This is a genomic window from Pandoraea sp., assembly GCF_041919235.1.
GTDB lineage: Bacteria > Pseudomonadota > Gammaproteobacteria > Burkholderiales > Burkholderiaceae > Pandoraea.
The window spans coordinates 57,681-81,724 of the sequence record NZ_JAYRUC010000004.1; the positions used below are offsets into that span (position 1 = coordinate 57,681).

Consider the following 24,044-nt stretch of genomic DNA (forward strand, 5'->3'; position numbering starts at 1 on the left):
CTTAATTATGATCGGGATTGACTTCCCACCCGCCGATTCGTTGGCGCACGATGGCGCCGCACCTCACAAACCGAGGCGCTGCCACATCGCTTTGGTGGCCGAAGCAGCGTTGAGCGTATAGAAGTGCAGTCCCGGCGCGCCTTCCGCAAGCAGGCGTTCGCACAGCGCCGTCACGACATCGAGTCCGAAGGCGCGGATCGAATCGCGGTCGTCGCCGAAGCCTTCGAGGCGCTTGGCGATCCAGCGCGGCACTTCGGCACCGCACATTTCCGAGAAACGCATCATCTGCGAATAGTTCGTGATAGGCATGATCCCCGGCACGATCGGCACCGCCACCCCCAGACGCGAAGCGTCGTCGACAAAGCGGAAATACGCGTCCGCATTGAAGAAGTACTGCGTGATGGCAGCGTTCGCCCCCGCCTTCACCTTGTTGGCGAAATGCTCCAGATCCAGACGCGGCGACTTCGCCTGCGGATGGTATTCCGGATAAGCCGCCACTTCGATGTGGAACCAATCGCCGGTCTCGTTCCGGATGAACTCGACCAGCTCCGATGCGTAACGGAACTCGCCAATCTCCCCCATCCCCGACGGCAGGTCGCCGCGCAGCGCCACAATGTGGCGAATGCCGTTCTGGCGGTACGTCTGCAGGATCGTGCGGATGTTGTCCCTGGTCGAACCCACGCACGAGAGGTGCGGTGCCGCCTCCACGCCTTCGCGTTGGATTTCGATGACCGTATCGAGCGTGCCTTGCTGCGTCGAGCCGCCTGCGCCGAAGGTCACCGAGACGAACTTGGGGCCAAGCGGGAACAATTGCTGGCGCGTGGCACGCAGCTTCTCCGCGCCTTCGGCGGTCTTGGGCGGGAAGAATTCGAAACTGAAGAATGGTTGCGTCATGATCGTTCTAATTTTGAGGGGTCCGTTCATGCCGCGCGCGTCGCGTGCACAAAGAACTCCCGGTTGCCGTCACCCCCGGCGATAGGACTGTCGAGCCAGGCGGCGAGCGTCAGTCCCAACGTCTCACAGGCGGTGCGGATCTTTGTCTCCACTTGCGCGTACTGCGCGGTATCCCGCACGAGGCCGCCTCGGCCGATATGCTCGCGCCCCACTTCGAACTGCGGCTTGACGAGCATCAGCAGATCGCCGCTCGCGGCGAGCAGGGGTGCAACGGCGGGCAGTACCAGCGTGAGCGAAATGAACGACACGTCACCGACGATCAGATCGAAGCCCGCCGCCGGGACGGCCGCCGTTGCCGGCTCCGCTTCACCGTGTTTGGCACCGTGTGTCGCGCCGTGTGTCGTGCCGTCGGTCGCACCATCTGTCGCGCGATGTGTCGCGCTGTCCGCCGCGCACTGCGCCAGACGTGCGTCGAGCATCTCACGCGACAGATGTCGTGCGTTGATGCCTTCGAGCGATACGAGCCTCGGCTCGCCTGCCAGGCGTGGATGCAGTTGCCCGTGACCGACATCGACCCCGATGACCCGCGCGGCCCCCGCCTGCAAGAGGCAGTCGGCAAAGCCGCCGGTCGACAGTCCGACGTCGAGCGCCACGCGCCCCCGCACGTCGAGCCGCGTTTGCATGAGCGCGCCGGCCAGCTTCAACCCGCCGCGCGACACGTAGCTGTCCTCGCCGGGCAAGCCGTCGGCTGCCGCCCGCACTTCGAGGTCTTCGTCGAGCGCCACGACCTGACTGGCTTTCTTCACGGCCGCCTCGGTCCCCGCGTAATACACGCGGCCGGCGTCGATGAGACGTTGAGCGGCGGTGCGCGATGCAGCCAGCCCTCGGGAGACGAGGGCTTGATCGGCACGAAGGGCTTGCGACATGACGGCGGGGTTCCTGCAAAGCACGGTCGACGGCGACGCGTCGACACTCACACGTTGGTGGCGCGGTCGCCGCCGAACACCAGCGCCGACAGAATCCAGGAAATCAGGCTATAGAGCAGCGAGCCGAAGAGCGCCGCCCAGAAGCCCGAGACTTCGAAGCCCTTGACGACATGCGAGGCCAGCCAGAACAACAGCGCGTTGATCACGAAGATGAACAACCCCAGCGTCACCACCGTGACCGGCAGCGTCAGTATGACGAGCAACGGCCGCAGGAACGCGTTGATCAGCCCAAGCACGATCGCGACGATCAGCGCCGTCCCGATGCCCTTGAGCTGAATGCCCGACACGATGTGCGGCAAGACGAGAAGCGCGATGGCATTGATGAGCCAAATCAGCAGCAGACGCATGGCAAGCTCCGAAGAACAGGCCGGTGCGGGAGGTCTGTCCCGGCACCGGCAGTGGTAGAACCCAACGCGGCGGCACACCGTGCCGCCGCGCCAAGCCGTTGCCCGTTAGCCGTGCATTGCATGCAGCGCACCGGCGGGGGGTCCGGCCAGACTCGTTACCGATCAATAGCGATAGTGCGCCGGCTTGAACGGGCCGTTCTTGTCGACGGTGATGTACTTCGCCTGATCGTCGGTAAGCACGGTCAGCTCGGCACCGATACGCCCCAGGTGCAAGCGCGCGACCTTCTCGTCAAGGTGCTTCGGCAGCACATACACGCTGTTCTTGTACTTGGCGCCGTACACGAACAGCTCGATCTGTGCGAGCGTCTGGTTGGTGAACGAATTGCTCATCACGAACGACGGATGCCCCGTGGCGCAGCCCAGGTTCACCAGGCGGCCCTCAGCCAGCAGAATGATGCGCTTGCCGTCCGGGAAGATGATGTGATCGACCTGGGGCTTGATGTTTTCCCACTGATACTTGCGGGTCGACGCTACGTTGATTTCCGAGTCGAAGTGACCGATGTTGCACACGATGGCCTGGTGCTTCATTGCCGCCATATGGTCGTGATCGATCACGTGGAAGTTGCCGGTGGCCGTCACGAAAATGTCGGCCTTGTCGGCGGCATATTCCATCGTCACCACGCGATAGCCTTCCATTGCCGCTTGCAGCGCGCAGATGGGATCGATTTCCGTGACCCACACCGTGGCGCCCAGGCCGCGCAGGCTTTGCGCACAGCCCTTGCCCACGTCGCCGTAGCCCGCCACGAGGGCGATCTTGCCGGCGATCATCACGTCGGTCGCGCGCTTGATGCCGTCGACCAGCGACTCGCGGCAGCCGTACAGGTTGTCGAACTTCGACTTGGTGACCGAGTCGTTCACATTGATGGCCGGGAACGGCAGCGTGCCGTCCTTTTCCATCTGATACAGACGATGCACGCCCGTGGTGGTCTCTTCGGTCACGCCCTTGATCTGCGACAGACGCTTGCTGTACCAGTGCGGATCGATGGCGATATGGCGCTTGATCGCGGCGTACAGCGCGACTTCTTCGTCGTTGGTCGGATGGCCGACGACCGACAGGTCCTTCTCGGCCTTGCTGCCCAGAATCAGCAGCAGCGTGGCGTCGCCGCCGTCGTCGAGAATCATGTTGGCGAACTCGCCATTCGGCCATTCGAAGATGCGGTGGCTGTATTCCCAGTACTCGTCGAGCGACTCGCCCTTGTACGCGAACACGGGGATGCCGGCGGCAGCAATGGCAGCCGCGGCGTGATCTTGCGTCGAGAAGATGTTGCACGAGGCCCAGCGCACTTCGGCGCCGAGGGCGACGAGCGTCTCGATGAGCACGCCCGTCTGAATCGTCATGTGCAGCGAGCCGGCAATGCGCGCGCCCTTGAGCGGCTGACTGGCCTTGAACTCGGCACGCGTGGCCATCAGACCCGGCATTTCGCTCTCGGCGATGGTCAGCTCTTTGCGGCCCCAATCGGCCAGCTTGATATCGGCAACGTGGAAATCGGCGAATTTCGAATCGACTACGGCGTTCATCACGCCTCCTTTCTCTAAAGACTAGATAGTTGGGACGTGAGCGCCGTTCTTGCGGCCCACGCGCCATGCACTCCGGGAGTCAACCGGCGGCCGGCGGGGCCAATAGGAAGGATCTTGAGCCTGGCAGCACGGTGGCTGTCGCAACGCTCCTCAAGACCCCGGCATTGTAGCAAAACTCCGGCGCAGCGGAGGTACGTCAGAGGGGCAGGTGGGCGAGCAGCGGCGCGGCGAAGACCATCACGATGCCGTTGATCATCATGACGAGGCTGGCCACGACGCCCTCTTCGCTGCCGATCTGGCGCGCCTTGGCGGTACCGAAGCCGTGAGCGCCCGCGCCGAACGGGGCACCGCGTGCCATGCGCGTACGCAGTGGCAACCACGAAAGCAACGCTTCGCCGAGCAACATGCCGATGAATCCCGTGATGATGACGAAGAGCCCCACCAAATCGCGCGAGCCACCGACCTTGTCGGAGACCGCGAGGGCGAACGGCGTCGAGATCGAGCGGGCGAGCAGGCTGCGCGCCATCTCGGGCGGCAGCTCGAACAGGCGAGCCAGCACGAACGAACTGCCCACGGCGACGATCATCGCGACGAGCACGCCGACGATCAGCGCAAAGGCGTGCCGACGGATGATGCCGCGATGCTCGTAGATCGGCACGGCGAACGCAATCGTCGTCGGACCGAGCAGCCATACGAGCCAACGCGAGTCGGCGATATACGTCGCGTAGGAAATGTCCCCGCCGACCATCACGGCAATGAGCAGAACCGGCGCGAGAATGGCCGGCCCCAGCCACACCTTGCCGAAGCGCGCGTAGAGGCGCTTCGACACGTAATAGAAAACCACCGTGAGAACGAGCAGCATGAGCGCCGTATGATTCATGACAAGACCCGGCATGCGCCATTAACCGTGAGCGCCGCGGCCATGGCGGCGACGATGGACTCGGTACGCATTAGCGCGCGTCGTGCGCGTGCGCGCGGCGAGCGGGGATGCGCACCCGTGCGCGCTTGAGACGGCGCTCGGCCCGGCAGGCCAGGTCGACCGCCAGCGCGGTCGAGACCATCACGAGCACCGTGCCAACGCCGATCACGACGAGCAATTGCAGGCCTTCGTGGCGCAGCAGATCGGTGTACTGCATGACGGCGGCGACCATCGGCACGAAGAAGAGGATCATTTCGGCCAGAAACCAGTCGGCACCCCGCTTGATCTTCTCCGTCTTCAGCACGCCGCTCATCAGCAGGGCCACCACAGTGAGCAGACCTAATACGCCGCCCGGCAACGGCAGATGAAAATGACGCGACGCAGCATCCGCCACCAGATAGATGCCCATGAGCAGCGCAATTTGCCAGACCACACCCGCCACGCGCTTGCCACGGAGATACAGACGGCTGGCGATCATCTTGGTCATGGCGAACTCCTGGGGGTGGCATCAATATGAAGCCCAGTATAGGAAGCACCGCAACATAAATATAATGAATTAGTATTATCAAATCGATTCCACAATGGAATAATTTAAGTATTAACCCTAATCGTGCATGGCGGCGCCTTACGGGACGGGCCTTTCCGACTTTTTGCACCATGCCGGTGCCTCTCAGGGAACCAAAATGGAACTGCGCGCGTTACGAGGATTTGTGGAAGTCGTACGACAGCAGAGCTTCACGGCGGCGGCCGAAGCGCTGTTCGTGACCCAGCCGACGGTGAGCAAGATGGTCAAGGCACTGGAAGGCGAACTGGGTACGCCGCTGATGTTGCGCGAGGAGCGCGGCATGGGCCGCCGGCTTCAGTTGACCGATGCGGGGCGGGTCGTCTTCGAGCGCGCTCAGGACGTTCTCGCCGCCTACGCCCGCCTGCAGCAGGAGTTGGCCGATCTCGATACGGTCGTGCGCGGCGAATTGTCGATCGGGATACCGCCGCTTGGCGGCGACCTGTTCATTCCGGTGATCGGGGCGTTTCATCAGCATCATCCGGACATCGAGATGAAGCTCTTCGAGACCGGCTCGCGCGCCATTGAACAGGCGCTGCTGGCGGGGGACATCGAACTGGGCGCCGTGTTGCTCCCGGTCGATCCCACGATTCTCGACGTGCTGCCGGTATGCCATTACGCGTTGCGTCTGATTGCACCGCGCGAATCGCGCTGGGAAGGGCGCGCCTCCATCGGCCTGGGTGAATTGCGCGACGAGCCGTTCGTTTTCTACGGAGAAGGCTTTGCGTTGTCCGAGCTCGTGACCGCCGCGTGCCGTCGCGCAGGCTTCACGCCGAAAATTGCGGGACGTTCGAGCCAATGGGACTTCATTGCGTCGATGGTCGACAACGGTGTCGGCATTGCCTTGCTGCCCGAGCCCTTCTGCGCCCGGCTCGATCCGAAGCGCTTCGTGATGGCGGACGTGCGCGACCCGGAAATTCCGTGGGATCTGGCGATGGCATGGCGGCGCGACTCCTATCTGTCGCACGCGGCGCGACGCTGGCTCGCGCTCGCGCGCGACATTCTCGGGCCGGGGGGCGACGGCGAAGCCAAGGCGGCCATCGCCGGCGGCGCCCGGCGCACGTGAGACCAAGCCGTCAACGCCAGATGCGGACCTAGACGACGAAACAGGACAATGCCCCGACGGGTGGCGTCCGACATGATGCGGCGATTGCGGTATCCTTGCCGCTGACATTCTCCCCCTTGCCGCCCGAGCGCGGCGCATCGACACTCATGCGCATCATTACCGCGAATCTCAACGGCGTGCGATCGGCCGCCAAGAAGGGCTTTTTCGAATGGTTCGGCACTCAGGACGCCGACATCCTGTGCGTGCAGGAAATCAAGGCGCAGATGCCGGACATGACGCCGGACTTCCTCACGCCGCACGACTATCAGGGCTATTTTCACTATGCCCAGAAGAAGGGTTACAGCGGCGCGGGCCTCTATGTGCGACGCGAGCCTGACGATGTCGTCGTCGGCTGGGGCCACACGGAGTTCGACGCCGAAGGGCGTTATGTCGAGGCGCGTTACGGCAACCTGTCGGTGATCTCGGTGTACATCCCGTCGGGATCGAGCGGAGAGGAACGTCAAGCCGCCAAATTCCGCTTCATGGCCGACTTCATGCCTCACCTGCTCGCGCTCAAGGCGGCGGGGCGCGAAGTCGTCTTGTGCGGCGACGTGAACATCGCGCACAAGGAAATCGACATCAAGAACTGGAAGGGCAACCTGAAGAACTCAGGCTTCCTGCCGGAAGAGCGCGCCTGGCTCACGCAGTTGTTCGACGACCACGGATTTGTCGACGTCTTTCGCACGCTCGACCCGCGCGCCGACCAATACACGTGGTGGAGCAATCGCGGACAGGCTTACGCGAAGAACGTCGGCTGGCGCATCGACTACCAGATCGCCACGCCGGGTATTGCGGGCAAAGCCAAAACCACATCGGTGTTTCGCGACATCAAGTTCAGCGACCACGCGCCGCTCACGGTCGACTACGACCACGCGCTGTAAAGCGCGCACGCACCAAGGGCGGTGGGCGCCTGCCGCCCCTGCCACCCAATCTCTGACGCCCACGCACACAGCCTGGCACTACCCACTGCCCCCTCCTCTCGGCCCCAGGCCGTCGGGGGCAGCGAACCTGAGTTATGAAGACCCTATTGTTCTGTACCAGCTATCTCAAAGACGCCGACGCCTGGCAGACTCGCTGTCAGCGCTGGCTCGACTACTACCGGAACGGGCCGATCAAGGCCGACCGGATCGTGATGATCGACGACGGTTCACCCTATCTGCCGCCGGCCGAGACGATCCCGACCGTGCCGGCCGGGGAAGACCTCTCCACCCATGACGCCACGCATTGCATCGTTCGCTTCGAGGAGAATCTCGGGCGGCAAAGCATGAGCTGCTATCCGGGCTGGTGGCGCAGTTTCCTGCATTCCGTCACGATTGCACGAGCCCTCGGCGCAAACAAGATCGTCCACATCGAATCCGACGCTTACACGCTGAGCCGTCGGCTGACTGACTTCATCAATGACACTCGGTCAGGCTGGCATGTCATGTGGGCGCAGCGTTACGCGTTGCCGGAAACGGCGATCCAGATCATTTGCCGAGATCAGTTCGACGCGCTCGAGAGGTTCAGGGACACGCATCCGGATATGGACTTTCCCGACATCGCCGAACGCCTCCTGCCATTCACGTCGGTGAATCGGCAGTTCAAGGGCGACCGGTATAGCGAATTCAAACGCAATCGGGGTATCTTCCGCTCACGAAAATTCAATGCGCTCCCGATCTTCCAGAAGGACTTCTTCTGGGAACCGATTCCGCATGACGCGGACTTCGCCACCCAGGTCGTCAAGCGCCAGAAGGTCGCCTTCCGCGACGCCTGAACGACACCGAAACAGCGCAGCGAGCGCAGCCGTGTGCAGCCGTGTGAAAGGGCAAAGCGGCGTAAAGGGGATGCCCGACGCCCGTCCCCTTCAGCGCGACCCGCTCGCGGCGGGCACACCGTCGCCACCGTCATCGTCGGCCCCCCACGGCGCAACCTTCGGCAGGAGCAACATGCCGGGCACCGCCAGAACCGTGCAGATCAGGAAGAACGTAACCCAGCCAACGCCATCGACGATATACCCCGTGCCCGCGTTGGCGAATGTGCGCGGCACGGACGCCAGACTCGTGAACAGCGCGAACTGCGTCGCCGTATAGCGCGGGTCTGTCGTGCGGGCAATGTAGGCCGTAAACGCCGCGGTACCCAGCCCGGCCGTGAACGCTTCGAAGGCGATCACCGCGCCCAGCCCCGTGACCACCGGTCCGGCTTTCGCCAGCCACGCAAAGCCAAGCACCGACACCAACTGCAGCACACCGAACACCCACAGCCCTCGGTTGATGCCCAGCTTGATCAGCCAAACCCCGCCGATGATGCCGCCCGCCACGCTCGCCCAAAGGCTCGTCGCTTTGGCCACCACGCCGATCTGTGTCTTCGTGAAGCCCAGATCGAGATAGAACGACGTGGCCAGCGACGTCGCCATCGAATCGCCCAGCTTGTAGAGAAAGATGAACGCGAGCACGAGCAGCGCCTTCGCCCAGCCGCCGCGCGTGACGAATTCGTGAAACGGCTCGACCACGGCCTCGCGCAACGTCTTCGGCGGCGTACCTCGAATCTCCGGCTCCTTGACGACGAGCGTCATGACAATGCCAGGCAGCATGAACGCCGCGGTCGCAAGGAACACCTGCGACCAGGGCAGATGATCGGCCATGATGAGCGCGAGCGAGCCGGGCACGAGTCCCGCCACCTTGTAGGCGTTCACATGCATGGCCGTGCCGAGCCCCTGCTCACGGTCGGACAGCAGTTCGCGTCGATAGGCATCCAGGCTAATGTCGAGACTGGCGCTGAAGAACGCCAGCGCCGCCGCCAACGCCGCAATCGTCATCAGATCGCGCTGCGGCGAATACGTCCCCATGAGTGCCACCGCCCCCGCCACCAGCAGTTGCGTGACGAACATCCAGCCACGCCGCCGTCCCGGCTTCCACCCGAACAGGTTGGGCGCGAAGCGATCCATGAGCGGCGCCCATAGAAACTTCCACGTGTACGGAAACTGGATGAGCGCGAACAGACCGATCGCCTTGAGGTCCACATGCTCGCTGCGCAGCCAAGCCTGCACCAGATTGAGCAGGATGAAAAGCGGCAGACCGGAGGTGAAGCCGAGAATCACGCAGATGAGCATCCGCGTGGGGTGGAAGACACGCCCGTCGTCGGGCGGCAGCGAATCGGTCATGGAAAAGACAGTTGGGGCCAGCCGCCTGCGGTGCGCAGCACCCGGCCCCCTTGTTCCTTACCCATCAGGGACCCGGCGCTTCGCTGCCCCGTGAGCTGCTGTCGGTTCAGGAACGCTTGACGCGATAGACCGCAAGACTACCACGCCAGTTCGCACCCACGGATACGAGTTGCCCGTTATGCAGCACGGCGCGATCGAGAATCTGCACGCCGACATCTGGCGCGAGCGCCTCGAAGTCCTTGATCGTCAACACGCGCACGTTCGGCGTGTTATGCCACTGGAACGGCAAGCTTTTCGATACGGGCATGCGTCCCTGCAACACCGATAACCGATGCGGCCAGTAACCGAAGTTCGGGAACGACACGATGGCTTCGCGGCCCACACGTACGGTCTCGCGCAGAATGTCCGCCGTGCGGTGCAGGGTCTGCAATGTCTGCGACAGAATGACCGTATCGAAGCTCTGATCTTCAAAGAGCTTCAGCCCGTCTTCCATATTCTGCTGAATGACGTTGATGCCGCGTTGCGCCGAGGCAAGCACGCCGGCGTCGTCGATCTCGATGCCGTAGCCGCTCACGCCCAGTTCGTCGATCAGCAGACGCAGCAGCGAGCCATCGCTGCATCCGAGATCGAGCACCTGCGACGACGGCTCGATCCATCGCGCGATCACCCGGAAGTCCGGTCGCTCGGCGAGCGACGCGGAAATGCGACGCCTCGACGCCGCCAACTGGGCCGCCTGCGCGCTGGTCGTCGGTACAGTGGACTGGCTCATACCCCGACCTCCTGGGCAATACGTTCGTAGTAGGCGCGCACCAGATTGTGGTAACGCGAATCGGTGAGCAGGAACGCGTCGTGCCCGTGCGGCGCGTCGATCTCGGCGTAGCTGACGGTGCGACGCGTATCGAGCAGCGCCTTGACGATCTCGCGCGAGCGAGTGGGCGCGAAGCGCCAGTCGGTCGTGAACGACACGATCAGGTACTTGGCCGTGGTGTGCGACAACGCCTTCGCCAGATCGCCGCCCACCGTTCGGGCCGGATCGAAGTAATCGAGTGCACGCGTGATCAGCAGATACGTGTTGGCGTCGAAGTACTCGGCGAACTTGTCGCCCTGATAGCGCAGATACGACTCCACCTCGAACTCCACATCGAAGCTGAAGCGGTAGCCATCGTCCTGTGCGCTGCCGTCGCTCTTATCGGCGGTCTTCACCCCGTCGACCAGCACTTCGGCTCGGCGCAATGCACGACCGAACTTGGTCGCCATGTCCTCATCGGATAGATAGGTGATGTGGCCGATCATGCGCGCCACACGCAACCCGCGACGCGGCACTACGCCGTGCGCATAGTAATCGCCGCCGTGGAAATCCGGATCGGAGAGGATGGCCGAGCGCGCCACTTCATTGAAAGCAATGTTCTGTGCGGAGAGCTTCGGCGTGGAGGCGATCACCAGACAGTGCCCGACGCGCTCGGGGTACATGATGCTCCACGCGAGCGCCTGCATACCGCCCAGACTGCCGCCCATCACGGCGGCGAACTTGCGGATGCCGAACGCATCGGCCACACGCGCCTGCGCGTTGACCCAATCTTCGACGGTCACGACGGGGAATTGGGCACCATACGGTGTGCCGGTGGCTGCGTTGAGGCTCATCGGCCCGGTCGAGCCGAAGCACGAGCCGAGGTTGTTCACCCCGATGACAAAGAAGCGATCGGTGTCGAGCGGCTTGCCGGGCCCGACCATGTTGTCCCACCAGCCCACGTCCTTGGGGTTGTCGGCGGCAATACCCGCCACGTGATGCGACGCGTTGAGCGCGTGGCACACCAGCACCGCGTTGCTGCGATCGGCATTCAACTCGCCATAGGTCTCGACCATCAGGTCGTAGCCTGCGAGCGTGCTGCCGTTTTGCAGCGCCAGCGGCTCGGCGAAATGCATCCGCTGCGGCGTGACGATTCCGATTGAAGATTCCATAACTCCCTTTCCGAAACATGCCCGGGTTGGCATCCGAGTCGACAACGATCGACGGACAGCGTCCTGAAGCGTTCTGTGCGGGAAAAGGGGTCGGCGGAAAAACGGCGGCGTGCGCGAACGACCTCTTTAGCCGCATTTTTAATGAATGCCCTCCGCCCGGGAACCCCCGGTAGAGTCATTCGCGCGCCCGCAAGCGAGTCACCAAATCGGCGCGCCAATCGTCGCGACAAGGCCGGCCAAACCTCTGGCAGCCGCGTCGCGCGTTGCAAAAGTATAACGTAATCTGCGCCGTCGGCGCAGGCCGCGGTCTTAGCGCAGCAGCGCCGCGACCTGGGGCTCGGCGCCCTCGGTTGGCGAGCGCTTGAAGCCGCTCTTGGCGAAGCGATGCCAGCGCCCGAGCACGTAGGACACGAGCAGGTTGGCGCGCGAGTTGGCGTCGAATGTCTCGGGCAGCGTGCCTTGTGCGCTCGCCAGACGCAGCACCTGACGCAGCGACGCCTCGATGCGGTCGAGCAGTTGGTTCATGCGCTCCTGCAACCGCTCGTGTTCGCCGACCAGCGCTTCGCCGGTCAGCACGCGCGTCATGCCTGGGTTTTTCTCGGCGAAACCGAGCAGCATCAGCACAATGGCGCGCGCTTGCGACACGCCGTCCTGATCCTGAGCGGAGATCTGATTGATCAAGCCGAAGATCGTCTGTTCGATGAACTCGATGAGGCCCTCGAACATCTGGGCCTTGCTCGCGAAGTGGCGATAGAGGGCCGCCTCGGAGACCTCGAGGCGCGCGGCAAGCGCGGCCGTCGTGATCCGCTCGCCCTTGGGAGTCTCGAGCATGGCGGCGAGCGTTTGCAACACCTGTACCCGGCGCTCACCCGGCTTGGGCCGGGTTGTCTTCACCGGCGCGGGCGCGGCCTCCAGCGCATCGGCGGCGCCGTAACCGGCACCGCTCGAAGAGTTTTCCTGCTGCATCGTCTGGTCGTTATCGGTAGGAATTTGATGGTCGGGCGGCCCCGGCTGCGCGTCTCGCACCGGCCCCGGTCGCAAGGCGCGCCCGTAACTCGCGCACAGATTGTACTTTGATATCCACATAGTGTGGGCGCCCACTGCGCGGCATTGCGTCGCCAAGACTGTTTCTCGCTGGCAGATGCCCCGTGATCCAGACGGTCTTGATGCCGAAATGCCGCAAGTGCTTGAGGTGGGAGCGGGTGTCTTCGACGAGCCATGTACGAGAGGGCGCAAGCCCTTCGCGCGCGAGCAACCGGCGCAACATGATCGCGTCGGGCTTGGCCCGCCAGGCGCGCCGGTCTGCCATGTCCTCGATACTCACGCAGCGCTCGAAATGTCGGCGGATGCCCAGCGCCTCGACGATCGGCAGCGCGTAGTGTGCCGGGGCATTGGTCAGGAGGATCTTGCGCCCCGGCAGTCCGGCGAGCAGGCGTGCGATCCCGCGCTCGGCGCGCAGCACTTCGACCAGCGGCGGCAGTTCGTGCACACGCGCCAGAAACTCGTGCGGATCGATGGCGTGATGCTTGATGAGACCGAGCAGCACAGCGCCGTAGCGAGCCGTGTAGGAGGTACGCAAATGATTGGCCTCGTCTTGCGTCAGTCCCAGCTTCTCGACGATATAGGCGGTCATCGCGCGGTTGATGCGTGGAAAGATCGCGTGCGACGCACGGTGTAGCGTGTTGTCCAGATCGAACAGCCAGACCGGACCGCGCGTGCCGTGTTCGCTGCGGGCGCGCGGCGCGCGGCGGCGTCGGCTCAGAACGTGAGAAGAAGGCACGGGGATAGCAGACTCATGCGAGGGGTTACATGGAAGCGGCCTTCACCGATCTGGCAGTCGCACATTCTGCCGGCGAACGCGGCGTAGCCGTGGCAAGGCACGATGCTAGCGCGCGCTTCCCGCTTTGACAAATCGGCGCGGCCCGCCTCACGCCCGCTCGACGTATTCCGTCCCGTTCACTGCACGGCTTGTCGCGCCTGTCGATGGCTCGCTCCGCCGCCCCGCGCGGCGGGCGATTCCACGCGCCACGTGCAAAGTACGCGCTCCGGCACCCCTGGCGCGTGGGTCAGACTGACGCGATGTCGAGGTTGATACGGAGTGCCTTGCGTACCCTTGCCCGACAAAGGGGGCGGCATCCGCCGCCTGACGATGCGCCTCGCCAAGCCACATCGCCCGCCCCCCCCCGCTTTGCGATGCCCGGGCGACCGAACGAGTCCGCTCGAACTTATGCGGCAGAACGCAATTGGGATCCCATATAGACACTTTTCAGGGTATCTACCGATGCTATTTGCTCATATGGGATCCCATAATTAAAAAAACGGGGGCTTGGGAGATGCCAAAGCGCCGCATAGAGAGTCCAGCGAACGAAAGGAGACGCATGCTGCATCCCACGCCCACCACGGTTCAATTGCGCGAGATGATCCTCAAGGGCGAACTTGCGCCGGGCGAGCGCTTGGCCGAAGCCAAGCTCGCGGAACAGTTGGGTGTCTCGCGCATGCCGGTCCGGCAGGCGTTGCCGGTGCTCGCGGAGGAAGGGCTGGTGGTCCGCGCCGGGCAGCGCGGGTACGCAGTGCGAGCGCACACGCGTGAGGAGAGTGTCGAGGCGCTGCATCTGCGCGGCGCGCTTGAAGGCTACGCCGCGCGCCTGCTCGCCGAAAAGGGCGCGACCGACGCGTTGCTCAAGCAGTTGCGCGACGTTCTGGCCGAGGGCGACGCCCTGCTCGCCGACCACACGATGACCCCCGAAGTGCAGATCGATTACGCGACGCTCAATGCGCGCTTCCATGACCTGCTCGTCACCGGCGCGCAGAACCCGCTGCTCGAAGGCTTCGTCGCGCGCTGCAATCGGGTGCCGTTCGTGGCCCCGCGCACTGTCGCGTTCGGGCACGAAGACCGACGTCAGTATGCCGACATCCTCACGTATGCGCATCGTCAGCATCACGCGATTGTCGAGGCGATTGCCGCGCGTCAGCCCGATCGCGCCGAGTTCATGTGCCGCGAGCACATCGTCACGCAAGAACACAGCATGGGCGCGCAACTGCTCTGACGCGCGCCACCCCGGCGTCACTTCCCCCCTCTACCGAAACAGGAGCGCGCCCCCGAAGGCACGCCAAGGAGACAACGATCGTGTTCCTCAAAAACACCTGGTACGTCGCTTGCACGCCCGACGAATTTGCCGACAAGCCGCTGGGCCGCAAGATCTGCAACGAAGTGATGGTGTTCTTCCGTGAAGCGAACGGCAAGGCCGCCGCACTGGAAGACTTCTGCCCGCATCGCGGCGCGGCGTTGTCGCTGGGCTTCGTCAAGGACGGCCACCTCGTGTGCGGCTATCACGGCCTGACGGTCGACGGCGGCGGCAAGTGCACGAAAATGATCGGCCAGCGCGTCGGCGGCTTTCCGAAGACACGCGCGTACCCGTGCGTGGAGCGTTACGGCTTCGTATGGGTCTGGCCCGGCGACGCCGCGCTCGCCAATCCCGACGAGATCCCGCACCTGGAATGGGCCGTGAACGACCAGTGGGCGTATGGCGGCGGCCTGTATCACATCAAGTGCGACTATCGTCTGATGATCGACAATCTGATGGATCTGACGCACGAGACTTACGTGCATGCGACGAGCATCGGCCAGGAAGAAATCGAAGAAGCGCCGCCGAAGACGACGGTCGACGGCGACACGGTGATCACGGCGCGTCATATGGAGAACATCAAGGCGCCGCCGTTCTGGGCAAGCGCGCTGCGTGCGAACGGCCTGGACGATCAGGTGGCGTGCGACCGCTGGCAAGTCTGCCGCTTCACGCCGCCGAGCCACGTGATGATCGAAGTGGGCGTGGCGCACGCAGGTCATGGCGGCTACGACGCGCCCGCCGACAGGAAGGCAGGCAGCATCGTCGTCGACTTCATCACGCCCGAGACCGACGAGTCGATCTGGTACTTCTGGGGCATGGCGCGCAACTTCAAGCCGGACGACGCCGAGTTGACTGCCGCAATCAAGCGCGGCCAGGGCGGCATTTTTGCCGAGGACCAGGCGGTCCTCGAAGCGCAGCAGCGCAATCTCTCGGCCTATCCGGAGAAGAAGATTCTGAAGCTCAACATCGATGCGGGGGGCGTACAGTCGCGCAAGGTGCTCGAACGCTTGATCGAAGCCGAACGTGCAATGACGGCCAATGTGGAGAATGCGGCATGAAAGTGCGCCTGGCGAGCAAGCGCGATGTCGCCACCGACATCTGCGAATTCGAATGGGTGAGCATCGACGGCAGCCCGCTTCCGCCATTTACTGCCGGCGCGCACATCGACGTGCATGTGAGCGACGTGCTCGTGCGACAGTACTCGTTGTGCAATGCGCCAAGCGAGACCCATCGCTATTGTGTAGGCGTACTGCGCGATCCGGCGTCGCGAGGCGGCTCGGTCGGCATGCATGCCCTCGCGGTCGGCGCCATGTTGGAAATCAGCGCGCCGCGCAACCACTTCCCGCTGGCGGAACATGCCGAACACAGCATCCTGCTCGCCGGGGGAATCGGGGTGACACCGATTCTATGCATGGCCGAAGCGTTGTCCGCGAGCGATGCGTCCTTCGAAGTGCACTACTGCACACGCGAACCCGCGCGCATGGGCTTTCGAGAGCGTTTCGCGCGAGACGATCTCGCCGCGAAGACGCACCTGTACTTCGACAACGAGGGCGGGCGCGCCGATCTCGACGCCATACTCGCGCAACCCTGCGGCGGCAAGCACCTATACGTCTGCGGTCCGGCAGGTTTCATCGATGCTGTCGTGTCGCGCGCCGCCGCAGCCCGATGGCCGGAAGGCAATGTGCATCGCGAGTACTTCGCCGCGCCGGGGCAAACAGACGCCGACGACGACAAGCCGTTTCAGGTCAAGCTGCTTTCAAGCGGGCGCGTGATCGACGTGAAGGCCGGCGAGACGCTCGTCGCGGCGCTCGCCGCACAGGGGGTGGACGTCCAGACGTCTTGCGAGCAAGGCGTGTGCGGCACATGTCTCACGCGTGTCGTCGACGGCACCCCCGATCACCGCGACGTCTACCTGACCGACGAAGAACGCGCAGCGAACGACCAGATGCTGCCGTGCTGCTCGCGCAGCAAGTCGGCCATGCTGGTGCTCGATCTGTAACGCAGCATGCCGTCTGCATCGACGCATTCGGCCGATTCCCTTCTATTCGGCTCCCTTCCCTTCCACTCGCTTCTACGCCTCCGGTCAGGGAATCTCGCCGCGCCCTGCCACTGAACGGCGCGACGCGTTGCGTCAACGCGCAGTGTCTGGCGGATGCGTCACATGCCGCTCAACCCTCGGCGGCCACCACGTGCGCTCGGTGATACGGCGTGCCGCCATATTCCTCGGGGCCGTGAATCGTCTCGACGCGCTCGATGCGCCACGGCACCGGCCGGGTGAAACGCGGGCCATCGTAGACGAACGTGTGGAACTCGCCGTTCTCGCCGCACGCGTCGACGTGCGCCGGAAGATCCGCCAGCAGCGACGCATCGTAGTCGCGCCCGACGAACGCCGGCCCGAGATGGCGTCCGTCCACACAGACAATCACCGCGCGATAGCCCAGCGAGATGAATTCGTGCGCCAGCGCCAGGCGCTCACGCTGCCATAGCGGCAGCACCGCCGACATACCCGCCGCCGCACACACCTTCTCCTCCCAATCGCGATGCGCCTGCAAGTCGATATCGCCGAACAGCCCGTGCGTGATGCCCTCGGCGCGCATCGTCCGAAGCCGGGCGACGAACGCCGCCTCGTACTCGCGCCAGCCGGCTTGTCCGACGTCGAGCGCGATGCCGAGCGCATCGGCCTGCGCCTGCATCAATTCGCGCGATAGTCCGTGCGAGCGCGAGCTGTCGCCCGTCTCGTCGAACATCGCCAGCAAACGCCGCACCTCGTAGTGCGGTTCGCCGCTCGCATCGCGGGACAGCGCATGGTGCAGGGCAAGGCAGGAATCCTTGCCGCCACTCCAGGAAAAGAAGGCGGGTATGGGCATGGGGTCTTGTGCGTGGGCCGGTCGAACCGTCAATTCAAGCGCTATCGCTCTATCGCTCTATCGATCCATCGGAGCGAAGATCCTGCAAATGCAAAGCGGACCCCGCAGGGTCCGCCCTGGAGACCTGCGGGGTTGCGATGTTCCCATCGCCCTCGCCCGCATGGCCTCGCGCTCAGTGCGAGCGGATCATCGTGCCGAACGGCTGCTCCGTCAGAATCTCGAGCAGCACCGAATGTTCGATGCGGCCGTCGACGATGTGCACCGACTTCACGCCGCTCTTCGCGGCGTCGAGTGCCGACGAGATCTTCGGCAGCATGCCGCCCGAGATCGTGCCGTCGGCGAACAGATCGTCGATCTCGCGCGCCGAGAGATCGGTCAGCAGGTTGCCGTCCTTATCCATCACGCCCGGAATGTTGGTCATCATCACGAGCTTCTCGGCGCCCAACACTGTGGCGAGCTTGCCAGCCACGAGGTCGGCATTGATGTTGTACGCCTGCCCGTCCTCGCCCACGCCGATCGGCGAGATCACGGGAATGAAAGCGTCGTCCTGCAGGGCGCGCACCACCGCCGGATTGATCGATTCGACTTCACCGACGAAACCGATGTCGAGCAGCTTCCCGGCATTTTCACGATCCGGTATCAGCATCTTGCGTGCGTTGATCAGGCCGCCGTCCTTGCCGGTAAGCCCCACCGCCTGACCGCCGTATTGGTTGATCAGCAAGACGATGTCCTGTTGGACTTCGCCGCCGAGGACCCACTCGACCACTTCCATGGTCTCTTCGTCGGTCACTCGCATGCCTTGGATGAACGTACCTTGCTTGCCGATCTTCTTGAGCGCCTGATCGATCTGCGGGCCACCCCCATGCACCACCACCGGGTTGATGCCGACGAGCTTGAGCAAAATGACGTCGCGCGCGAAGCCTCGCTTCAGGCGCTCTTCGGTCATTGCGTTGCCGCCATATTTGATCACCACGGTCTTGCCGTGATATTTGCGGATGTACGGCATCGCCTCAGCCAGGATTTCGGCTTTGAGTGCAGGTGCGATGTCGTCGATGGTAGACAGTAGCGGATCGGACATGGCAAGAAGGCTTTCGCAGATGGACCAGAAACACGGCGCATTGTACAGCCAAGAAGCCCGTGCGTGCGGGCTTTGAGGGGTTTCGGAAGGGTCCGGGATCGCTATCGGTCGATGCCCATGGCGCCCCGTTGTCACATGCCGGACGGCAACCGCAAAAGCGGCGATTCTCGCCCCCTCAGCGGCGCATGATCGCGCGTGCGTATCACCCCTTTCACTTCGTCATGGGCGCCCGCATGCGGCCGATTTTTACCTCGACGCCTCTCGCCGCCCAATTTACGCCCCGCGTCAGCCCACATGCGGCCGACCGTCAAACGTGACCGCGCTGTTGCAACTGCGCAACTGCGCGACTCGCGCCGACCCACGCCCGGCCTCTCTGACGCCCCGACGCCCCGACACCTTGGAGGGTGCCGGAAGTACCGGAAGTACCGGAAGTGCCGGAAGTGCCGGAAGGGCCGGAAGGGCCGGAAGGGCCGGGAGTGCCGGGAGTGCCGCCAGCCAGCGACAGAGCGCGCCCGCCCCCTCATGCCGGCGGCGGCACAGCCGTCGACATCGACCTCGCCGTAGAACATCGGCGTTCGCCGGGTACGGTACGTCGTATTGGCCCCATTAGACCCATTAGACCCATTAGACCCATTTGACCCATTAGACCCATTAGACCCATTAGACCCAATGGACCCATTGGACCCATTGGTCCGGTCGCCGGGTGGGCGTTGCATGCGCCTTACTGACTGTGCGCGCCGTGCGCCGTACCTGCCATGCCCGCCATGCCACCGCCCGTCGGAGCACCCGCCGTCAGATCGCGTACGGGCACCTGCACCTGCTGCTCGAACGTCTTGTGGTCGGCCGCTTCGAACCGCAACGTCACCGGCACAGAATCGCCCTTCTTGAGCGGCGCCTTCAGATCGTTGAGCATGATGTGATAGCTACCGGGCTTGAGCTGCACCGGCTGATTGGCCGGCAGCGGCAAACCATTCGGCAGGGCGCGCATTTTCATGAGCGTGCCTTCGAGCTTCATTTCATGCACTTCGGCGTTTGCGGCGGCGGGGGTGCTCACCCCCACGAGCGTGGTCGCGCGATGCGCCTGCAACGTCATGAAAATACCCGTCGCGCTCTGGCCCGGAACCGTGCCACGCGCCCACGCGCCGGAGACATCCACTTGCCCTACCTGCGCAAATGCCGAGGCCATGCCAAGACTGAGTGCTGCGGCCGCCCATAGCTTGTGCTTCATGCAAACTCCCTTTCGTTGTCGACGGAAAGCATCCGCCGTGTATCGCATGAGACGATGCGCGACACCCCGCCGCGCAAGACGTGGACGATCATTGTAGTCGCGCGTCGCCCCACGCGTGCGCAAGCTACGCGATGTGCGCCATGCCGCCCATGCGACAGAGTGTCGCAGCGCCCAACGACGCCGGATGGCCCGTGACCCGGACTTGGTACACTTGTCGTATGACTCATTTTCCCATCGAGCGAACCAACGTGGTTCAGCTCTTCTGGCTGCGCTGTCTGGCCATTGTCGGCCAGTTGGCCACGATCGGCGTCGCGCAACTGTGGCTCGGCGTACGTCTGCCGCTCGAGCCGATGCTCACCGTCATCGCCCTCGAAGTCCTGTTCAACGTGCTCACGTGGATCCGCGCAAGGGGCGGTGTCGAGCGCGCCAGGCGCCGCACCGATCTGGACCTGATGAGCCAGTTGCTTGTCGATCTGGCCGCGCTTAGCGCGTTGCTGTTTTTCTCGGGCGGTGCAACCAACCCCTTCGTCTCGCTCTTCCTGCCGGGCCTTGCGATTGCGGCCGCGGTGCTGCCGTGGCGCAACGCGTCGCAACTGGCGCTGCTCTCGCTGGTCGCCTATGGCGCGCTGAACTTCCAGTATGTGCCGCTCGATCTGGCAGACCCGGGCAACCTGCTGCGCCTGCATTTGGCGGGCATGTGGGTCAACTTCGTGGTCAGCGTGCTGGTGATCGCGTGGTTCGTCTCGCGAATGTCGCGAGCCCTGCGCGCGCGCGACGCGCAACTCGCCCGCGCCGAACAGCGGTTGCTGCGCGACGAACGCATGGCCGCCCTCGGTGCACAAGCCGCGAGCGTGGCGCACGAACTCGGCACGCCGCTCTCGACGATGGCCGTGGTCGTGGGGGAATTGCGCAGCGAGAGTTTGAACAACGCCGCATTGAAACCGTTCGAGCCCGATCTCCAGACGCTCGAACAACAGATCGCACTGTGCAAGAGCGTCATCGGCCATGTGCAAATGCGTGCGGCGGCGCCCGTGCGTCAGGTATTGGCCGAGTGGCTGCCGGCGTTCACCACGCAATGGCGCTTGCGGCATCCGCAGGTACAGTTCCAGTTGCGCGTGCCTGCGCAGTTGACCACACGTATCGAAGACACCGTGCAGGTCGGCCAGATTCTGACCATCCTGCTCGATAATGCCGCCTACTTCAGCCCGTCGTCGGTCACGCTCGACGTGGCCGCCACGCAGGACGACGTCCGCTTTACCGTCCGCGACGAAGGCCCCGGCATGGGCGCTGAACTGCGTACCCGCCTGGGGAATTCTCCTGTCATGAGTACGCATGGCGGGCACGGCATGGGCCTGTATCTTGCCTTTGCGAGCGCACAACGCCTCGGCGGCGACATCACCCTTACCCCCAACTTGCCGCAAGGCACATGCGCAGAGTTGCGCTTGCCAATGGCCACCTTCTTCTTCGGCTCGCGGAGTCAGACATGAACGCCTCCCACTTCCTGCTTATCGACGACGATGTCGTCTTCGCCGAAACACTCGCCCGCGCATTGACCCGACGGGGCTATGACGTCCATATTGCAGCCGACAGCGCTTCGGCGCTGCTCGCGGCGCGCACGCGCCAGTTCGACCTGATCTCGGTCGACCTGCATCTGGGTCACGACTCGGGACTGCCGCTCATCGCGCCGCTGCGTGCGTTGCAACCGAAATCTCGCATGCTGGTGCTAACGGGTTACGCGAGCATTGCGACGGCAGTGCAAGCGGTCAAGGATGGCGCCGACAACTATCTCGCCAAGCCCGCCAACGCCGACACCATCCTCGCGTCGCTGCGCAGCGACGCGAGCGAAGCCCAAGCCGACGAAGCCATCGAAAATCCGTCTCCCCTGTCGGTCGCACGCCTCGAGTGGGAGCATATTCAACGCGTGCTCGCCGAGCACAACGGCAATATTTCCGCCACCGCACGCGCGCTCAACATGCATCGGCGCACGCTGCAGCGCAAGCTGCTCAAGCGGCCGGTGAAGCAGTAACGTCCGCCGTCAGACGAGAAAAAGGCCCCGAAGGGCCTTTTCTCACTTCACTTTACCGTCGATCTCACAGCACGTAGCGCGACAGATCTTCGTTCTGCGCCACTTCGTCGAGGAAGCGATTGACGTATCCGGTGTCGATCGTCACGACCTCGTTCGCCTGCTTGCCCGCGTTGTACGAGATGTCTTCGAGCAACTTCTCGATCACGGTGTACAGACGTCGCGCGCCGATGTTTTCCGTCCGCTCGTTGACCGAGAAGGCGATTTCCGCGAGCCGTTTGATGCCGTCGGGTGCGAACTCGAGCTTCACGTCTTCCGTGGCGAGCAAGGCCTGATACTGCTTGACCAGGCTAGCGTCCGTCTGCGTGAGAATCGCTTCGAAGTCTTCGACCGACAGCGATTCGAGTTCGACGCGAATCGGGAAGCGGCCTTGCAATTCCGGAATCAGATCGCTCGGCTTGGCCAGATGGAACGCCCCGCTGGCGATGAACAGAATGTGATCCGTCTTGATCATGCCGAACTTGGTGCTCACGGTCGTGCCTTCGACTAGCGGCAACAGATCGCGTTGCACCCCCTGGCGAGACACGTCGCCGCCGCCCACTTCGCTGCGCGTGGCAATCTTGTCGATTTCGTCGAGGAACACGATGCCGTTCTGCTCGACATTGCGCAGGGCCAGTTGCTTGACCTCCTCGTCGTTGAGCATCTTCGACGCTTCCTCGTCGGTCAGCACCTTGAGCGCGTCCTTGATCTTGAGCTTCTGACGCTTCTTGCGCTGGTTGCCCAGATTCGCGAACATGCCCTTGATCTGCTCGGTCATCTCTTCCATTCCCGGCGGGCCCATGATCTCCATGCCCTGTGCCGGAACTTCCACTTCCAGTTCGACTTCCTTGTCGTCGAGCTGACCCTCGCGCAGACGCTTGCGGAATGTCTGACGCGTGACGTTATCTTCGGTGCTCGCCTCGGTCTCGAGCGACGCGGAACCGAATCGGATGTCGCGCGGCGACTCGCGCCCGGTCGGCAGCAACAGGTCGAGAATGCGGTCCTCGGCGCGATCTTCGGCCTTGGTGCGCACCTTTTTCATCTCAGCTTCGCGCGTCTGCTTGATCGCGATTTCCGCGAGGTCGCGCACGATGCTGTCGACATCGCGGCCCACGTAACCGACTTCGGTGAACTTGGTCGCCTCGACCTTGATGAACGGCGCGTCGGCCAGCTTGGCCAGACGCCGTGCGATTTCGGTCTTGCCGACACCCGTCGGACCGATCATCAGAATGTTCTTCGGCGTAATTTCCTGACGCAGGGGATCGGCCACCTGCTGACGACGCCAGCGGTTGCGCAACGCCACGGCAACAGCCTTCTTGGCCTTCCGTTGGCCGATGATGTGTTTGTCGAGTTCGGAAACGATCTCGGAAGGGGTCATATGGGTCATGACGTTTGCCAGATTAAGAGTTCGCACAGAGGGTGACGCCCGGCCGTTCCATTCCCGGCCGGCAAGGCGCGCAGCAGGCATTCGCCCGCTGCAGCGCGCGCGTCGTCACTTCGCCGCCGTTGGGGGCAGCGACTCGATGATGTGGTTGCCGTTGGTGTAGATGCACATTTCGCCAGCGATCGTCAGCGCCTTCTTCACGATCTCCGCCGGCGTCAGATCGGTGTTCTCGACCAGCGCGAGCGCCGCAGCCTGTGCATACGATCCGCCTGAACCGATCGCGGCAACGCCGCCTTCCGGATCGAGCACATCACCATTACCGGTGATGACCAGCGTGGTCTCGGCATCGGCGACGATCATCATCGCTTCGAGCCGGCGCAGCATGCGGTCGGTACGCCAATCCTTGGCAAGTTCGACCGCCGAGCGCGTCAGATGCCCCTGGTGCTTCTGGAGCTTCCCCTCGAAACGGTCGAGCAGTGAAAATGCGTCGGCCGTCGCACCGGCGAAGCCGACCATGACCTTACCGTCGTATAACGTGCGCACCTTGCGGGCGGTGCCCTTCATCACGATATTGCCGAGGGTGACCTGACCGTCACCGCCAAGCGCGACCTGATCGCCGCGCCGAACGGAGACGATAGTGGTGCCGTGATATTGCTCCATGCCTGTTCCTTTTCGGGGGGCGACACGCCCCGTAACGATTGGCCCGGACGCTTCGCGCGCCTCACCACGGTGACGACGCGCCCGACCGGGCGAGACGTGACTGTAGTTTAGGGCAATCGAAAGAATATCAAGGGGCGTCGACGGCGACGCG

Annotated in this window: 24 protein-coding genes and 1 riboswitch; of the genes, 8 read left to right on the forward strand and 16 right to left on the reverse strand. The window is 63.7% G+C overall.

Translation table 11 applies throughout. From position 1 onward, the window contains the following. Positions 1 to 63: 63 nt before the first annotated feature. The 6 genes from metF to ACE3UG_RS04275 form a co-directional block, all read right to left on the reverse strand. The gene (gene metF / locus ACE3UG_RS04250) at positions 64 to 894 is read right to left on the reverse strand and encodes a methylenetetrahydrofolate reductase [NAD(P)H] (protein WP_374620104.1); all 831 of its coding nucleotides are present in this window, start codon (positions 892 to 894) and stop codon (positions 64 to 66) included. A gap of 26 nt (positions 895 to 920) precedes the next feature. After that, complete coding sequence (locus tag ACE3UG_RS04255; protein WP_374620107.1) at positions 921 to 1,820, reverse strand: TlyA family RNA methyltransferase; 900 nt, start codon at positions 1,818 to 1,820, stop codon at positions 921 to 923. A gap of 47 nt (positions 1,821 to 1,867) precedes the next feature. After that, entirely contained in the window at positions 1,868 to 2,227 is a 360-nt protein-coding gene (locus tag ACE3UG_RS04260; RefSeq protein ID WP_374620110.1) for a phage holin family protein, read from the reverse strand. 162 nt (positions 2,228 to 2,389) lie between these two features. After that, positions 2,390 to 3,805 (reverse strand): adenosylhomocysteinase, encoded by a 1,416-nt coding sequence (gene ahcY, locus ACE3UG_RS04265; RefSeq protein ID WP_374620113.1) that lies wholly within the window; start codon positions 3,803 to 3,805, stop codon positions 2,390 to 2,392. Between the two features lie 31 nt (positions 3,806 to 3,836). Next, positions 3,837 to 3,963: riboswitch (S-adenosyl-L-homocysteine riboswitch) on the reverse strand. A 38-nt stretch (positions 3,964 to 4,001) separates the two neighbouring features. Then, a complete protein-coding gene (locus tag ACE3UG_RS04270) occupies positions 4,002 to 4,685 on the reverse strand; it encodes an LrgB family protein (RefSeq protein WP_374620116.1) in 684 nt (227 codons plus the stop codon). Positions 4,686 to 4,755: 70 nt separating this feature from the next. Then, the gene (locus ACE3UG_RS04275) at positions 4,756 to 5,211 is read right to left on the reverse strand and encodes a CidA/LrgA family protein (protein ID WP_374620119.1); all 456 of its coding nucleotides are present in this window, start codon (positions 5,209 to 5,211) and stop codon (positions 4,756 to 4,758) included. Positions 5,212 to 5,407: 196 nt separating this feature from the next. Between ACE3UG_RS04275 and ACE3UG_RS04280 the strand changes: the two genes are divergently transcribed. The 3 genes from ACE3UG_RS04280 (at position 5,408) to ACE3UG_RS04290 (ending at position 8,144) form a co-directional block, all read left to right on the forward strand. Then, positions 5,408 to 6,352, forward strand: a complete 945-nt coding sequence (locus tag ACE3UG_RS04280) for a LysR substrate-binding domain-containing protein (protein ID WP_374620122.1) — start codon at positions 5,408 to 5,410, stop codon at positions 6,350 to 6,352. A gap of 146 nt (positions 6,353 to 6,498) precedes the next feature. Next, positions 6,499 to 7,272, forward strand: coding sequence for an exodeoxyribonuclease III (locus ACE3UG_RS04285; RefSeq protein WP_374620453.1), 774 nt, complete (start codon positions 6,499 to 6,501; stop codon positions 7,270 to 7,272). Between the two features lie 134 nt (positions 7,273 to 7,406). Continuing rightward, a complete protein-coding gene (locus ACE3UG_RS04290; RefSeq protein ID WP_374620125.1) occupies positions 7,407 to 8,144 on the forward strand; it encodes a hypothetical protein in 738 nt (245 codons plus the stop codon). Positions 8,145 to 8,234: 90 nt separating this feature from the next. Here the strand turns inward: ACE3UG_RS04290 and ACE3UG_RS04295 are convergent, their stop codons facing one another. The 5 genes from ACE3UG_RS04295 to ACE3UG_RS04315 form a co-directional block, all read right to left on the reverse strand. Beyond that, entirely contained in the window at positions 8,235 to 9,530 is a 1,296-nt protein-coding gene (locus ACE3UG_RS04295) for an AmpG family muropeptide MFS transporter (RefSeq protein ID WP_374620128.1), read from the reverse strand. A 106-nt stretch (positions 9,531 to 9,636) separates the two neighbouring features. Beyond that, complete coding sequence (gene metW / locus ACE3UG_RS04300; RefSeq protein WP_374620130.1) at positions 9,637 to 10,299, reverse strand: methionine biosynthesis protein MetW; 663 nt, start codon at positions 10,297 to 10,299, stop codon at positions 9,637 to 9,639. Further along, positions 10,296 to 11,489: a homoserine O-acetyltransferase gene (locus ACE3UG_RS04305; protein ID WP_374620133.1), complete on the reverse strand. Its 1,194-nt coding sequence runs from the start codon at positions 11,487 to 11,489 to the stop codon at positions 10,296 to 10,298. The genes metW and ACE3UG_RS04305 overlap by 4 nt, the downstream gene beginning before the upstream one ends. A 309-nt stretch (positions 11,490 to 11,798) precedes the next feature. Then, positions 11,799 to 12,455, reverse strand: coding sequence for a nucleoid occlusion factor SlmA (slmA, locus tag ACE3UG_RS04310; RefSeq protein ID WP_374620135.1), 657 nt, complete (start codon positions 12,453 to 12,455; stop codon positions 11,799 to 11,801). 10 nt (positions 12,456 to 12,465) lie between these two features. Then, entirely contained in the window at positions 12,466 to 13,269 is an 804-nt protein-coding gene (locus tag ACE3UG_RS04315; protein ID WP_374620138.1) for an HAD-IA family hydrolase, read from the reverse strand. A 598-nt stretch (positions 13,270 to 13,867) separates the two neighbouring features. On the opposite strand from ACE3UG_RS04315, the gene ACE3UG_RS04320 reads away from it, so the two are divergent. The 3 genes from ACE3UG_RS04320 to ACE3UG_RS04330 all read left to right on the forward strand — a co-directional run bounded on the left by ACE3UG_RS04320 (position 13,868) and on the right by ACE3UG_RS04330 (position 16,613). Then, positions 13,868 to 14,536 carry a GntR family transcriptional regulator gene (locus ACE3UG_RS04320; RefSeq protein WP_374620140.1) on the forward strand — a complete coding sequence of 223 codons (669 nt, stop codon included), beginning with the start codon at positions 13,868 to 13,870 and terminating at the stop codon, positions 14,534 to 14,536. A gap of 80 nt (positions 14,537 to 14,616) precedes the next feature. Then, positions 14,617 to 15,672 (forward strand): Rieske 2Fe-2S domain-containing protein, encoded by a 1,056-nt coding sequence (locus tag ACE3UG_RS04325; protein WP_374620143.1) that lies wholly within the window; start codon positions 14,617 to 14,619, stop codon positions 15,670 to 15,672. Continuing rightward, a complete protein-coding gene (locus ACE3UG_RS04330; protein WP_374620146.1) occupies positions 15,669 to 16,613 on the forward strand; it encodes a 2Fe-2S iron-sulfur cluster-binding protein in 945 nt (314 codons plus the stop codon). Before ACE3UG_RS04325 ends, ACE3UG_RS04330 begins: the two co-directional genes overlap by 4 nt. A 169-nt stretch (positions 16,614 to 16,782) precedes the next feature. On the opposite strand, the gene ACE3UG_RS04335 is transcribed toward ACE3UG_RS04330, so the two are convergent. From ACE3UG_RS04335 to ACE3UG_RS04345, 3 genes are all read right to left on the reverse strand, one after another. Then, positions 16,783 to 17,481, reverse strand: coding sequence for a diphthine--ammonia ligase (locus tag ACE3UG_RS04335; RefSeq protein WP_374620149.1), 699 nt, complete (start codon positions 17,479 to 17,481; stop codon positions 16,783 to 16,785). A gap of 172 nt (positions 17,482 to 17,653) precedes the next feature. Next, positions 17,654 to 18,559, reverse strand: a complete 906-nt coding sequence (argB, locus tag ACE3UG_RS04340) for an acetylglutamate kinase (RefSeq protein ID WP_374620151.1) — start codon at positions 18,557 to 18,559, stop codon at positions 17,654 to 17,656. Between the two features lie 721 nt (positions 18,560 to 19,280). Then, on the reverse strand, positions 19,281 to 19,787 hold the full coding sequence (locus ACE3UG_RS04345; RefSeq protein ID WP_374620154.1) for a copper chaperone PCu(A)C: 507 nt from the start codon (positions 19,785 to 19,787) through the stop codon (positions 19,281 to 19,283). A 218-nt stretch (positions 19,788 to 20,005) separates the two neighbouring features. On the opposite strand from ACE3UG_RS04345, the gene ACE3UG_RS04350 reads away from it, so the two are divergent. Together ACE3UG_RS04350 and ACE3UG_RS04355 are read left to right on the forward strand one after the other, a co-directional pair. Next, a complete protein-coding gene (locus ACE3UG_RS04350) occupies positions 20,006 to 21,274 on the forward strand; it encodes an ATP-binding protein (protein WP_374620157.1) in 1,269 nt (422 codons plus the stop codon). Then, entirely contained in the window at positions 21,271 to 21,813 is a 543-nt protein-coding gene (locus tag ACE3UG_RS04355; protein WP_374620160.1) for a response regulator transcription factor, read from the forward strand. The genes ACE3UG_RS04350 and ACE3UG_RS04355 overlap by 4 nt, the downstream gene beginning before the upstream one ends. A gap of 64 nt (positions 21,814 to 21,877) precedes the next feature. Here ACE3UG_RS04355 and hslU read toward each other — a convergent pair whose 3' ends face one another. Beyond that, complete coding sequence (hslU, locus tag ACE3UG_RS04360; RefSeq protein WP_374620162.1) at positions 21,878 to 23,236, reverse strand: ATP-dependent protease ATPase subunit HslU; 1,359 nt, start codon at positions 23,234 to 23,236, stop codon at positions 21,878 to 21,880. A gap of 105 nt (positions 23,237 to 23,341) precedes the next feature. Next, on the reverse strand, positions 23,342 to 23,893 hold the full coding sequence (hslV, locus tag ACE3UG_RS04365) for an ATP-dependent protease subunit HslV (protein ID WP_374620165.1): 552 nt from the start codon (positions 23,891 to 23,893) through the stop codon (positions 23,342 to 23,344). Between the last annotated feature and the right edge of the window lie 151 nt (positions 23,894 to 24,044).